Source organism: Streptomyces sp. NPDC033221 (genome assembly GCF_055577005.1).
Map to the genome: position 1 here is coordinate 225,045 of NZ_JBVIQN010000007.1, position 13,500 is coordinate 238,544.

A 13,500-nucleotide genomic window follows, 5' to 3' on the forward strand; every position below is an offset into this window, starting at 1 on the left:
GGGCGCGCGGGACGGGCCGGGGCCGCGCCCGCCGGTGTCGGTGCTCCGTGGCCCGGGTGGCCCGCTCCCGCCGATTCATGCGCGTCCATCGGCCCCGTCCGGATCCGGGCCCGCACAGGGGTCCGTGCCGGCGGCGCCCCGGGAGGCCTGCGCACCGGCGAGCCGCCGCACCGCGGCCATCGGTACGGGCAGCCAGTTCGGCCGGTGCCGGGCCTCGTACAGCACTTCGTAGACGGCCTTGTCGGTCTCGTACGCCCGCATCAGCTCGGGCGCCGAGCGTGGATCGAGCCCGCCGGCCTCCGCGTACCCGAGGCAGTACGCGGCCCGGGTGCGCCGGGCCCACTCCAGCGACCACGGATCGCCGCCGGACGGGCCGCTGCGCGCCGCGTAGTCGAACGAACGCAGCATGGCCGCGACATCCCGCACCGCGGGCTGCGGGCGCCGCCGCTCGGCCAGCGGCCGGGACGGCTCGCCCTCGAAGTCGATCAGCGACCAGCGGCCCTCGTCGGCGGACCGCAGGGTCTGCCCCAGGTGCAGGTCGCCGTGGATGCGCTGGGCGGACCAGGCGCGGCCGTCGTGCCCGAGCGCGGCGAGTTCGTCGAAGGCGGTGCGCAGCCGGGCGCAGTACGGCCGCAGCGCGGGCACCACCCGCGCGGTGGCCACCAGGCGTTCGTTCATCCGGGTCGCGATCGCGTCGAGTTGGGGGCGGCGCAGCTCGGTGGTGGGCAGCGTCTCGGCCAGCGCGGTGTGCACCTCCGCGGTGGCGTGTCCGAGCGCCCGCGCCGAGCTGGTGAAGTCGGCCTGCACGGCGAGCGCGTTGAGGGCCAGCTGCCAGCCGTCGGCCGAGCCGTTCAGGAAGGGCTGGAGCACGCCCAGCGTCACCGGCTCGCCCTCGTCCGCCTCCGGGTCGGTCTCGAACCAGGCGGCGGGCGCCGGCACCCGCCCGCACTTGGCGCGGGCCAGCGCCAGCGGCAGTTCCAGGTCGGGGTTGAGGCCGGGCGCGGTCCGCCGGAAGACCTTGAGGATGTACGAATCCCCGTAGACCACTGATGAGTTGGTCTGCTCGGCGGTGACCGGACGGGCGGGCATCCCCGAGGAGATGGTGCTGTCCGGCACCCGGCAGAACCGCAGCCCGCCGAGCCGCCCCGGTACGCGCAGCCGCTCCAGCAGGAGGGCGCACAGCCGGTTGTCCAGCAGCGCGTCGTAGACCGTACGGCCGTGCAGGGGGCCGCCGGCGGGGCGGCCGATCACGGCGGGGGCGAGCTGCGGCGGCAGTGCGCTGTGCACGCCGAGCAGGAGTTGGTAGCAGTCCGCCGTGGCCGCGGGGCCCCCGGACGGCGTGGAGGCCTGATCGGCCAGGCCCTCCGGTGGTGGTACCGGCTGCGGAGCCCCGGGGGGGACCGCCGACTGCTGCGCCCGTACGAGCAGGTGCAGCAGCCCCGGTGTGGCGCCACCCGCCGCGCACGGCAGCAACTCGGTCGCCGTCACCAGCTGGAATCCCGTGATCGGCCGCCCTTTGCCGGCGAACCACCGCTGCCGCGGCAGCCATTCGCTCAGCAGGGGGACGAGTGAGGACAACAGCGCGGGCGCGGTGGTCGAGAGGCGGTCATGCGAACTGCGGATGGCACGGGTCGAGGCGGTCTCCGACATGGCGTCGCGTCCTTTCCCCGGGCACACGACAGGTAGGGCAAAGTGTCCCGGAATGCGGCCTTGACTGTGCGGCGGTGCGGGACGTGTCGGGTGAGGATCGTCCGTACGGCAGCGGCGTACGTGGGGATTACCCCTGACGCCGGGGTTTCGGCGCTGGCTCACCCGGCCCGTGCGGTAGTAGGAAGACTGCCCGTGGGTGTGGTCGGAAAACGCCCGTACCCGCCTCGCGGACGGATACGGGCGGCGGTTTTCCGCCGCCCTGCACGTGCGTCGGTACAGTCCCTAGACCGCCCCCCTCCGCAACCGGAACCAATAGAAGCCGTGGCCGGCCAGGGTCAGCAGATACGGCCATTCGCCGATGGGCGGGAAACGGACGCCGCCGATCAGCTCGACCGGATGCCGTCCGTTGAATGTCCGCAGATCCAGTTCGGTGGGCTGCGCGAAACGCGAGAAATTGTGCACGCACAGCACCAGGTCGTCCTGGTATTCGCGCAGGAAGGCCAGTACGGCGGGGTTGGACGAGGGCAGTTCGGTGTAGGTGCCGAGGCCGAAGGCCGGGTTCTGCTTACGGATCTCGATCATGCGCCGGGTCCAGTGGAGCAGCGACGACGGCGACGACATCGACGCCTCGACGTTGGTGACCTGATAGCCGTAGACCGGGTCCATGATGGTCGGCAGGGAGAGCCGGCCGGGGTCGCAGGAAGAGAAACCGGCGTTCCGGTCGGGGGTCCACTGCATCGGGGTGCGGACCGCGTCTCGGTCGCCGAGCCAGATGTTGTCGCCCATGCCGATCTCGTCGCCGTAATACAGGATCGGCGACCCCGGCAGCGACATCAGCAGCGCGGTGAACAGCTCGATCTGGTTGCGGTCGTTGTCGAGCAGCGGGGCCAGTCGGCGGCGGATGCCGATATTGGCCCGCATGCGCGGGTCCTTGGCATATTCCGCGTACATATAGTCGCGCTCTTCGTCCGTGACCATTTCGAGCGTCAGCTCGTCGTGGTTGCGCAGGAAGATGCCCCACTGGCAGTTGGCCGGAATCTCCGGGGTCTTGGCCAGGATTTCCGAGACCGGGTAGCGTGATTCCCGGCGGACCGCCATGAAGATGCGCGGCATGACCGGGAAATGGAACGCCATGTGGCATTCGTCCCCGCCCTTGGAGTAGTCACCGAAATAGTCGACGACGTCCTCCGGCCACTGGTTCGCCTCGGCCAGCAGCACCGTGTCGGGGTAATGCGCGTCGATCTCCGCCCGGACGTGCTTGAGGAAGCCGTGCGAGGCGGGCAGGTTCTCGCAGTTGGTGCCCTCCTCGGCGTACAGGTACGGAACCGCGTCCAGCCGGAACCCGTCGATCCCCAGGTCGAGCCAGAAGCGCAGCGCGGAGAGCATCTCCTCCTGGACGGCCGGGTTCTCGTAGTTCAGGTCCGGCTGGTGGGAGAAGAAGCGGTGCCAGAAGTACTGCTTGCGCACCGGGTCGAAGGTCCAGTTCGATGCCTCGGTGTCAACGAAGATGATCCGCGCGTCCTGGTACTGCTTGTCGTCGTCAGCCCAGACGTAGTAGTCCCCGTACGGGCCGTCCGGGTCGGTGCGGGACTCCTGGAACCACGGGTGCTGGTCGCTGGTGTGGTTCATGACGAAGTCGATGATCACCCGCATCCCGCGCTGGTGCGCGGCGTCCACGAACTCCACGAAGTCGGCCAGATCGCCGAATTCGGGGAGTACGGCCGTGTAGTCCGACACGTCGTAACCGCCGTCCCGCAGCGGGGACTTGAAGAACGGCGGCAGCCACAGGCAGTCCACGCCCAGCCACTGGAGATAGTCCAGTTTGGCCGTGATGCCCTTGAGGTCGCCGATGCCGTCGCCGTTGCTGTCCTGGAAGGAACGCACCAGGACCTCGTAGAAGACGGCCCGTTTGAACCAGTCGGGATCGCGGTCCTTGGCCGGCGTGTCCTCGAACTTGTCCGGGACGGGCTCGTTGACGATCAATTGGGTGACCCTCCGATCGGTGAGGACGGTCGCAGGGAGAACAGGTGCGCGGGCGCCGGGGCGCGGCCCGGGTCGAGGCGCACATAGTTGTCCCTGCCCCAGTGGTAGGTCTCGCCGGTGAGCTCGTCGCGCACCGGGACGGAATCGTGCCAATCGAGGCCGAGTTCCGGCATGTCCAACGACACCGTCGCCTCGTGGGTGTGGTGCGGGTCGAGGTTGACGACGGTGAGCACCGTGTCGGCCCCGGCGCCGTTCCCGGCCCGTTTGGAATAGGCGAGGACGGCGTCGTTGTCGACGGTGTGGAAATGCAGACTGCGCAGCTGTTGGAGTGCCGGGTGGCGGCGTCGCAAGCGGTTCAGCGTGGTGATGAGAGGAGCGATCGTACGTCCCCGGCGCGCCGCTGTCTCCCAGTCCCGTGGCCTCAGTTGGTACTTTTCGGAATCCAGGTACTCCTCGCTGCCATCTCGTACCGGTGTCGACTCGCACAGCTCGAATCCGGCGTAGACGCCCCACGCCGGGGAGAGGGTGGCGGCCAGTACGGCACGCACCTCGAACGCGGGCCGCCCGCCGTGCTGCAGATAGGCGTGCAGGATGTCCGGCGTATTGACGAAGAAATTCGGCCGCATGTACGAGGCCGATGCGCGCGACAGTTCGGTGAGGTACTCGGTCAGCTCGTGCTTGGAGTTGCGCCAGGTGAAGTAGGTGTACGACTGCTGGAACCCGATCTGCGCCAGCGTGCGCATCATGGCAGGCCGGGTGAACGCCTCGGCCAGGAAGATGACGTCCGGATCGGTGCGGTTGACGTCCGCGATGACCTTCTCCCAGAAGAGCACCGGCTTGGTGTGCGGATTGTCGACCCGGAAGATGCGCACCCCGCGCTCCATCCAGAAGCGCAGCAGCCGTTCCGTCTCCCGTACCAGCCCGTTCAGGTCGGCGTCGAACGCCAGCGGGTAGATGTCCTGGTACTTCTTCGGCGGGTTCTCGGCGTAGGCGATGGAGCCGTCCGCCCGGTGGTGGAACCACTCGGGGTGCTCGGTGACCCAGGGGTGGTCCGGCGAGCACTGGAGGGCGAAGTCCAGCGCCACCTCCATGCGCAGGTCGCGTGCCGTGCGGACGAAGTGCTCGAAGTCCTCGAAGGTGCCGAGGTCCGGATGCAGGGCGTCGTGCCCGCCCTCGGGGGAGCCGATCGCCCACGGCGACCCCACGTCGCCCGGGCCCGCGGAGAGCGCATTGTTGGGGCCCTTGCGGTAGGAGGTGCCGATGGGGTGTACGGGCGGCAGATAGACGACGTCGAAACCCATGGCCGCGACCGCCGGCAGCCGCTCGGCGGCCGTCCGGAACGTGCCGCTGACCGGTGCCGCGCCCTTGCGGACGACCGCGCCCTCCGAGCGCGGGAACAGCTCGTACCACGATCCGAACAGCGCCCGGCGGCGTTCGACCAGCAGCGGCGCCGTACGCGAGGCGGTGACCAGCTCGCGCAGCGGATGCCGGGCGAGCGCGGCGGTGACCTCGGGGGCGAGCGCGGCGGCGAGCCGGGTCGCGGCGGGCAGGTGCGCGTCGCGCAGGGCGTCCACCGCGGCCAGCACCGCTTCCCGGCCGTCTCTCTTGGGCACCCCCTCGGCGGCGCGTTCGTGCAGCGTGGCGCCCTCGGCGAGGACCGGTTCGGTGTCGATGCCGGCCGGGATCTTGATCCCGGCGTGGTGGCGCCAGGTGCCGACCGGGTCCGACCAGCCCTCGACGGCGTACGTCCAGCGGCCCTCCACGTCCGGGGTGACCTCGGCGCCCCAGCGGTCCGTGCCGGGTGCCAGTTCGCGCATCGGGGTCCAGGGGCCCGGCCGGCCCAGCGGGTCGCGCAGGACGACGTTGGCGGCGACCGCGTCATGGCCCTCACGGAAGACGGTCGCCGAGATCTCGAAGGTCTCACCGGCCACCGCTTTCGCCGGGCGACGGCCGCAGTCGATCAGCGGGTGGAGGTCGAGCACGGGAATGCGGCCGATCATGGGGTCACCTGACACTCGGGACGTGCTACCGGATTCTGTCCTTTCTATCGTTTTTGTCACGGATGGACGGGCTGCGGGCATGGGCACTCCTGTCCGCTTTCACTCGGCTGGCGGATGGGGGTGGTGCGGGAAGCCGTGCGGCGCTCCGGGGCGCAAGAGCGGTACCGCACAAGCCTTCCCGTGGCGCACGGGCGGGCAATCCGGCCGTCCGCGCACTACCGGTACGTAACCGCGGAACGGAATATGACCGGGGCCCCGGCCACGCCCACCGAAGGCGCGGAGGCCCCCGGGCGCACGGTTCCAGCCCGCCCGCACGTGGTACGGAGCCGCGCCGCCCTTGGCTCACCAGCCGGAGCTGACCTGCGACGACGCGGTCGGCGAGCCGGGGCCCGCCGCTCTGGTCCGATGCCCGGCCGCCACGGCGGCCGGCGCGTTCCGCACCTCCTTCGGTCCGGCCCGACGGTGGGCCACAGGTGGAGCGCGGCCGCGCCGGCTGCGTACGGAGCGGCCGTGGGCTTGCCGGAGCGGGGCCGCTTCGCAGTCTCCCCCGGGTTCCACGCGGACGTGATGTCCACACCCGGTGCGAACAGGCCGACTTTCGCACGCCAGTTGGAGAACGCGGCCCGCCGGTCGCAGGTATCGCCGGCCCCGGTCGCGGCCGCCTCGCGCCGCCGGACCGACACCACCCGGCAGCCTTCCGCCCGGCGTGCGCCCGTACAAGAGTGCGCGACGGTGGGGAACCGGCCATATCGGCCGCGCGGGGCGGGCGGGAAGCGGGGGAGGGGCGGACCGGACCCGGCCGTCGTCGCGCGCCGTACCGTGCCCACGGGTGGCCGGAAGGCGCCCTCCTGGGGGTCGGCTCCGCCGAACGGGTGACGCCCCAAGATCCTTACGGGTCCCGGCAGTTGGTGGTCTCATGCGACCGGATTACGGGGTACCGGGCGAATCGGGCGGCCCTGCGCCGCTACCGTCGTAGCGTGAAGGCCATTCGTCGGTTCACCGTGCGCCCCGTCCTCCCGGAACCCCTGCGACCGCTCAGCGACCTGGCTCGCAATCTGCGCTGGTCCTGGCACCCCGAGACCCGTGAACTGTTCCACGCCATAGCCCCCGCCGGCCGGCGCCGGGCGGGGCTGGACCCCGTACGGCTGCTGAGCACCGTCTCCGCCGAACGGCTCGCCGAGCTGGCCGGGGACCGCAGGTTCCTGCGCCGGCTCGGCGCGGCCGCCGACGACCTGCAGGACTATCTGACCGGACAGCGCTGGTACCAGAGCGCCCAGGAGGGCGGCCGGGACGGCCGGCTGCCCGAGGCCGTCGCCTACTTCTCGCCCGAGTTCGGCATCACCGCCGCGCTGCCCCAGTACTCGGGCGGCCTCGGCATCCTCGCCGGCGACCACCTCAAGGCCGCCAGCGACCTGGGGGTGCCGCTGATCGGGGTCGGTCTGCTCTACCGGCACGGGTACTTCCGCCAGTCGCTCTCCCGCGAGGGCTGGCAGCAGGAGCACTACCCGGTGCTGGACCCCAACGAGCTGCCGCTGGACCTGCTGCGGGAGGCCGACGGGACACCCGCCCAGGTCGCCCTCGCGCTGCCCGGCGGGCGGCAGCTGCGGTCGGTCGTCTGGGTGGCGCGGGTCGGGCGGGTACCGCTGCTGCTCCTGGACTCCGACGTGGAGGAGAACGGGCCGGGCGAGCGGGACGTGACCGACCGGCTGTACGGCGGGGGCAGCGAGCACCGCCTGCTGCAGGAGATGCTGCTGGGGATCGGCGGGGTGCGGGCCGTACGGACGTACTGCCGGCTCACCGGCCACGCCGCGCCCGAGGTGTTCCACACGAACGAGGGACACGCGGGCCTCCTCGGCCTGGAACGCATCCGGGAGCTGGCGGACGCCGGCCGCGAGGCCGGCCCCGGCGAGGCCGGCGGGCCGGTCGGCCTGGACTTCGACGGCGCCCTGGAGACCGTGCGCGCCGGCACGGTCTTCACCACCCACACCCCCGTCCCCGCCGGCATCGACCGCTTCGACCGCGAACTGGTCGCCCGGCACTTCGGCGAAGCGGCGGAGCTGCCCGGCATCGACGTCGAACGGATCCTCGCGCTCGGCCTGGAGACCTACCCCGGCGGCGAGCCCAACTGCTTCAACATGGCGGTGATGGGACTGCGGCTGGCGCAGCGCGCCAACGGCGTCTCCACCCTGCACGGCCGCGTCAGCCGGGAGATGTTCGCCGGGCTGTGGCCGGGCTTCGACCCGGAGGACGTACCGATCACCTCGGTGACCAACGGGGTGCACGCGCCCACCTGGGTGGCGCCCGAGGTCTTCCGGCTGGGCGCGCGCCAGATCGGGCCGGGACGCACCGAGGACGCGCTGTCCGTCGGCGACTCGCGGCGCTGGTCGGCGGTGGCCGACATCCCGGACGCGGACGTCTGGGACCTGCGGCGGGTGCTGCGCGAACAGCTCGTCGAGGAGGTACGGCGGCGGCTGCACGTCTCCTGGCGGCAGCGCGGCGCCGGGGCCGCGGAACTGGGCTGGATCGACGGCGTGCTCGACCCGGACGTCCTCACCATCGGGTTCGCCCGCCGGGTCCCGTCCTACAAGCGGCTCACCCTGATGCTGCGCGACCGCGACCGCCTGATGGACCTGCTGCTGCACCGCGAGCGGCCGGTCCAGATCGTGGTGGCGGGCAAGGCCCACCCGGCCGACGACGGCGGCAAGCGCCTCGTACAGGAACTGGTCCGCTTCGCCGACGACCCGCGCGTACGGCAGCGGCTGGTCTTCCTGCCCGACTACGGCATGGCCATGGCGCAGAAGCTCTACCCCGGCTGCGACGTCTGGCTCAACAACCCGCTGCGCCCGCTGGAGGCGTGCGGCACCTCCGGCATGAAGGCGGCGCTCAACGGCTGTCTGAATCTCTCCGTCCTGGACGGCTGGTGGGACGAGTGGTACGAGCCGGACTTCGGCTGGTCCATCCCGACCGCCGACGGGCACGCCACCGACGAGAACCGGCGCGACGAACTGGAGGCCAACGCGCTGTACGAGCTGCTGGAGCAGCGGGTCGCGCCGCGCTTCTACGACCGGGACGAGAGCGGCGTCCCGCAGCGCTGGGTCGAGATGGTGCGCCAGACCCTGGTCAACCTGGGGCCGAAGGTGCTGGCGGGCCGGATGGTGCGCGAGTACGTGGAGCGGCTGTACGCGCCCGCCGCCCGCGCCCAGCGCGCGCTGACCCCGCAGGCCGCGACGGAACTGGCGGTCTGGAAGGCCCGGGTGCGGGCCGCGTGGCCGCGCGTCGCGGTGGACCACGTGGAGACCGGGGCCCCGGTGGTGGACCACGCGGAACCCGTAGGCGTACCGGGCGGCCCGCCCAACGGCAGCGCCGAACTGGGCGCCACCCTGGCGCTCCGGGTCCGCGTCGCGCTCGGCGACCTCGCGCCGGACGACGTGGAGGTCCAGGTCGTCTCGGGCCGGGTGGACGAGTCGGACCGGATCACCGACGCGACGACCGTGCCGCTCAAGCCGAGCGGCGGCCCGGACCTGGAGGGCCGCTGGCTCTACGAGGGCCCGCTCGCCCTGGACCGCACCGGCTCCTTCGGCTACACGGTCCGCGTCCTGCCGGCCCACCGGCTGCTGGTGTCCGCCGCCGAGATGGGGCTGCTGGCGGTGCCGTCGGAGGCGACGGGCGAGGAGGCCGGGGTCCTGATGCGCTGACGGACCGCGGCCTTCCGCGACGGCCGGGGCCCGCACGGCAGCGTGCGGGCCCCGGCCGGCCGTTCACCGGGACAGCAGGAAGTGCACCTGGCGCGGCCTGACCTCCAGGTCGCTCAGCCCCTCGGGCGTTGCGCCCATCTCACGGGCGACCTCGGACGCCGCGCGGAAGGTCTCCTCGGACTCGAAGGCGCCGGTGGTGACGACGGCCTCGCCGTCCGGGGTGACCCAGACCCCGACGGACAGGAAGCCCGGCTGCGACCGTGCCGCTTCGGCGACCTGGTGGCACTGGCCGACGAACTCCTCGACGTGCTCGGGAGCCGGGTAGTGGAAGGCGACGAAACCGAATGACATGACGGGGTCCCCCCTCGGGCGTACGGTTGCGTACGAGCCGAAGCTAGACCGGCGGTAGGGCCCCGTACAGCCGCCCGCGGCACCCGACGGGCAGAATCAGCCTGCGGAAACCACCGGCTGGTCCTCCGACGCCGGGCGGGGCGCCCGGAACGTACGCCGGTAAGCCTGCGGTGAGACGCCGATGGCGGCATGCAGATGCTGGCGCAGGGACGCGCCGCCGGCGAAGCCGACCCGGCCGGCGACCAGATCCACCGGCAGATCGCTGGTCTCCAGCAGCTGGCGGGCGCGCAGCAGCCGCTGCTGGATGAGCCACCGCCCGGGGCTCAGACCGGTCTCGTCGCGGAAGCGGCGGTTGAAGGTGCGCAGGCTCATTCCGGCGTGCTGGGCCAGCCGGGTCAGGGTCAGCGGTTCGTCCAGGTGCTCCAGGGCCCACTGCTGGGTGGCCGCGGTGCCGGTCGCGGTCGGCGCGGGCACCGGCTGCTCGACGTACTGGGCCTGGCCGCCGTCCCGGAACGGCGGCATGACGCACTTGCGGGCCGCGTGGTTGGCGACCGCGCCGCCGTGGTCCGTGCGCACGATGTGCAGGCAGACGTCGATGCCGGACGCGGCGCCGGACGAGGTCAGGATGTCGCCGTCGTCGACGAAGAGCACGTCGGGGGTGAGCCCGACCTTCGGGTACAGGCGGCGGAAGTGGTCGCCGAGCTGCCAGTGGGTGGTGGCCGGGCGGCCGTCGAGCAGTCCGGCGGCGGCCAGGACGTACGCGCCGGTGCAGATGGACACGATGCGCGTACCGGGCCGGACGGTCGCCAGCGCGGCCCGCACCGTGTCGGACAGCGCGTCGTCGATGCGGTCCGGGGCGATGGACGGGATCACCACCGTGCCGGCCGTGCGCAGCACCTCGGGGCCGTGCTCCACCATGATCGAGAAGTCGGCGCCGCAGCGCACCGGGCGCCCGTCGGCGGAACAGGTCAGCACCTCGTAGCGGCCCTCGGCGGCGCCGAACACCCGGCCCGGGATGCCCAGCTCGAAGGGGTAGACGCCGTCCAGGGCCAGGACCACCACTCGATGTGTACGCATGGCACGATCCTATCGAATGATGGCCATCGTGCCATTGTTGTGGCCCCGGAGGCCGGTGATGCTGGACGGCATGAGCGAACTCACCATGCGTGCCATCAGCCAGGACGTCACCGGCGGCCCCGACGTCCTGAAGGAAACCGAACTCCCGCGGCCCGAGCCGGGCGTCGGCCGGATCCAGATCGCGGTCCGCGCCGCCGGCGTCAACCCCACCGACTGGAAGCACCGCGCGGACGGTCTCTTCGTCAGGACGCTGCCCCGCGTCCTGGGCTGGGACGTCTCCGGCGTCGTCACGGCGGTCGGCATCGGCGTCACCCTGTTCCAGCCGGGCGACGAGGTCTTCGGCATGGTCCCGTACCCGTACGGCGTCGGCACCCACGCCGAGTACGTCACCGGCCCCGCGCGGGCGTTCGTGCCCAAGCCCGCCGCCCTCGACCACGTCCAGGCGGGCGCCCTGCCGCTGGCCGCGCTCACCGCCTACCAGGCCCTGGTGGACACCGCGGACGTACGGCCCGGACAGCGCGTCCTGATCCACGCGGCGGCGGGCGGCGTCGGCCACCTCGCCGTACAGATCGCCAAGGCCAAGGGCGCCCACGTGATCGGCACGGCCAGCGCCGGCAAGCACGGCTTCCTGCGCTCCCTCGGCGCCGACGAGGTGATCGACTACCGGGAGACCGACTTCGCCGAGGCCGCCGGAACGGTCGACGTCGTCCTGGACACCATCGGCGGCGACACCCTCACCCGCTCCCTGGACGTGGTGCGCGAGGGCGGCACCGTCGTCTCGATCCTCGCCCACAGCACCCCGGAGGACCGGGCGAAGGCCGCGGAGCGCGGGGTCCGCCTCGCGCTGCTGATCGTCGAGGCCGACCACGCGGGCATGCGCGAGGTCGCCGCCCTCGCCGAGACCGGCGCGCTGCGCGCCCACATCGCCGCGACCTTCCCGCTGGAGCAGGCCGCGCAGGCGCACGAGATGGGCGAGACCGGCCGGACCCAGGGGAAGATCGTCCTTGAGGTGAAGTGACACGGCGGCTAGGGCGTTTCTGATGGATCTCCGTGGGCGTCGCGATGCCGCGGAGATCCGTCAGAAGCGCCCTAGCGGTCCCGCCGGTGCACCAGCCCCTTCGAGGCCAGCCGGCCGTCCGCGAAGCACAGCTGGTAGGCCATGTCCTCCGCGTACGCGCGGACGTAGTAGTACCGGCAGGTGTGGCCGGGCGGCGGGACGGGGGTGCCGTCCGGCGGTACGTCCATGGAGAAGAACGGCAGCCGTGACTCCACCGCCTCCTGGCCGTCGCCGGTCCGTATCCGGTCGTACGTCCCGCGGTCCAGGACCGACCAGGACGGGCTGATCAGCGCGAAGACACCCATGAGCAGCAGCAGCCCGGTGAACAGCGCCACCGGCACGGTCACCGTCTGCACCAGCCGCCGCCGCACCTGGTGCCGGGCGGACGCCAGCTCCCGCTGCGACAGGCTCCATCGCGCACCGTCGCCGGGGCCGCGCACCGGCGCCCCGCCGGTCGTCGGCAGCCGGGCCGCCACCTCGAAACCGCCCTCGGGTGTCGGCCCGGCCCGCAGCTCGCCGCCCGCCAGACGCACCCGTTCGTCCAGCCCCACCAGCCCGTTGCCGCCCGAGACCGGGACCGGTACGGACGCCGTGCCGGTCCCGGACCCGCCGGGCGGGGGCGGGGCGTTGGCCACCGTGACGTCCAGCCGCCGGTCGCCGCCGGCGAGCCGCACCTCGACCGGTGCGCCCGGCGCGTGCTTCGTGGCGTTGGTCAGCCCCTCCTGCACCACGCGGTACACCGCACGGCCGCCCATGACCGGCATGTCCTGCGCCGCCGCGTCCCCGTCGTGCCGCAGCGAGACGTCCAGGCCGGAGGACCGGGCGCGTTCGACGAGGGCCTCCACGCTGTCGTCGGCGGGCAGCCGGGACGGCGTCACCCGGTCGTCGGCGCGCAGCACCCCGATGATGTCCCGCAAGTGTTCGGCGGCCGCCCCGGCCGCCGCCCGCAGTTCGCCCACCGCCGCCCGCTGGTCCGGCGCCAGCCGCGGATCGACCTCCAGCGCCCCGGCGCGCAGCGTGAGCAGCGCCAGTTCGTGGCCGAGCGAATCATGCATGTCCCCGGCGATCCGGGCCCGTTCACGCAGCCGCGTACGGTCGGCGACGGCCTGCTGCTCGTGTTCCATCCGCTCGGCGAGCTGCCAGCCCGTACGGACCAGCGCGGCGTACTGGCGGCGGTAGCGGCCCAGCAGCCACGGCAGTACGACGTTGAAGAGCAGGGTGAGCACGGCGGTGAACCACGGCCACATGTTGCGGGTGACCAAGACGCTCAGCAGCAGGCCGACGGCCGCGACTCCCGCGAAGAACCACAGGGAGGCGCGGGTCCGTTCGACCCGTACCCCGGCCAGGAACGCCAGGGCGGCCAGCGCGGCGGTGTACTCGAACGTGAACAGGTCCCGGGTCGTCACGAACCCCAGCGCGACGGGCACCGCGAGCGCCGCGAGCGGCCACCTGCGCCGCACCGCCACCGCCGCGGCCAGCAGCGGGATGCCGAGCACCGCCGTCCACGTACGTACCTGCGGCACCCCGTCGAAGGCGGCGGTGAGCGGTACGGACAGCGCCAGCCAGAGACCGGCGTCCAGCAGCAGGGCGACCCACCGGGGACGCTCGGCGGCGGGCGGCGCGGGACGCAGGAGACGAGTGAGCATGACGTCAGCTTCGCCGACCGGAGACCGGACGCGCCCCTGAC

Annotated in this window: 8 protein-coding genes; 2 read left to right on the forward strand and 6 right to left on the reverse strand. The window is 72.6% G+C overall.

Going from position 1 to position 13,500, the window contains the following annotated elements; genetic code table 11:
• Positions 1-75 precede the first annotated feature (75 nt).
• From ACZ53K_RS11900 to ACZ53K_RS11910, 3 genes are all read right to left on the reverse strand, one after another.
• Positions 76-1,650 carry a maltokinase N-terminal cap-like domain-containing protein gene (locus tag ACZ53K_RS11900; RefSeq protein ID WP_468834331.1) on the reverse strand — a complete coding sequence of 525 codons (1,575 nt, stop codon included), beginning with the start codon at positions 1,648-1,650 and terminating at the stop codon, positions 76-78.
• A 282-nt stretch (positions 1,651-1,932) separates the two neighbouring features.
• Entirely contained in the window at positions 1,933-3,633 is a 1,701-nt protein-coding gene (gene treS, locus ACZ53K_RS11905) for a maltose alpha-D-glucosyltransferase (RefSeq protein WP_468834334.1), read from the reverse strand.
• Entirely contained in the window at positions 3,630-5,633 is a 2,004-nt protein-coding gene (locus tag ACZ53K_RS11910; protein ID WP_468834336.1) for an alpha-1,4-glucan--maltose-1-phosphate maltosyltransferase, read from the reverse strand. Before ACZ53K_RS11910 ends, treS begins: the two co-directional genes overlap by 4 nt.
• Before the next feature lie 977 nt (positions 5,634-6,610).
• On the opposite strand from ACZ53K_RS11910, the gene glgP reads away from it, so the two are divergent.
• Positions 6,611-9,328 carry an alpha-glucan family phosphorylase gene (glgP, locus tag ACZ53K_RS11915; protein ID WP_468834338.1) on the forward strand — a complete coding sequence of 906 codons (2,718 nt, stop codon included), beginning with the start codon at positions 6,611-6,613 and terminating at the stop codon, positions 9,326-9,328.
• Between the two features lie 63 nt (positions 9,329-9,391).
• Here the strand turns inward: glgP and ACZ53K_RS11920 are convergent, their stop codons facing one another.
• Entirely contained in the window at positions 9,392-9,679 is a 288-nt protein-coding gene (locus tag ACZ53K_RS11920; RefSeq protein WP_468834340.1) for an antibiotic biosynthesis monooxygenase family protein, read from the reverse strand.
• A gap of 96 nt (positions 9,680-9,775) precedes the next feature.
• Entirely contained in the window at positions 9,776-10,756 is a 981-nt protein-coding gene (locus ACZ53K_RS11925) for a GlxA family transcriptional regulator (RefSeq protein ID WP_468834343.1), read from the reverse strand.
• 85 nt (positions 10,757-10,841) lie between these two features.
• On the opposite strand from ACZ53K_RS11925, the gene ACZ53K_RS11930 reads away from it, so the two are divergent.
• The gene (locus ACZ53K_RS11930) at positions 10,842-11,774 is read left to right on the forward strand and encodes an NADP-dependent oxidoreductase (RefSeq protein ID WP_468834549.1); all 933 of its coding nucleotides are present in this window, start codon (positions 10,842-10,844) and stop codon (positions 11,772-11,774) included.
• A gap of 71 nt (positions 11,775-11,845) precedes the next feature.
• Here ACZ53K_RS11930 and ACZ53K_RS11935 read toward each other — a convergent pair whose 3' ends face one another.
• Entirely contained in the window at positions 11,846-13,459 is a 1,614-nt protein-coding gene (locus ACZ53K_RS11935) for a sensor histidine kinase (protein ID WP_468834345.1), read from the reverse strand.
• Positions 13,460-13,500: the final 41 nt, after the last annotated feature.

Bases quoted from the DNA above. Each gene is read 5' to 3' on its own strand.
- ACZ53K_RS11910 (WP_468834336.1), bottom strand. From the start codon at position 5,633: ATGATCGGCCGCATTCCCGTGCTCGACCTCCACCCGCTGATCGACTGC.
- ACZ53K_RS11935 (WP_468834345.1), bottom strand. From the start codon at position 13,459: ATGCTCACTCGTCTCCTGCGTCCCGCGCCGCCCGCCGCCGAGCGTCCC.
- ACZ53K_RS11900 (WP_468834331.1), bottom strand. From the start codon at position 1,650: ATGTCGGAGACCGCCTCGACCCGTGCCATCCGCAGTTCGCATGACCGC.
- ACZ53K_RS11925 (WP_468834343.1), bottom strand. From the start codon at position 10,756: ATGCGTACACATCGAGTGGTGGTCCTGGCCCTGGACGGCGTCTACCCC.
- ACZ53K_RS11930 (WP_468834549.1), top strand. From the start codon at position 10,842: ATGCGTGCCATCAGCCAGGACGTCACCGGCGGCCCCGACGTCCTGAAG.
- ACZ53K_RS11920 (WP_468834340.1), bottom strand. From the start codon at position 9,679: ATGTCATTCGGTTTCGTCGCCTTCCACTACCCGGCTCCCGAGCACGTC.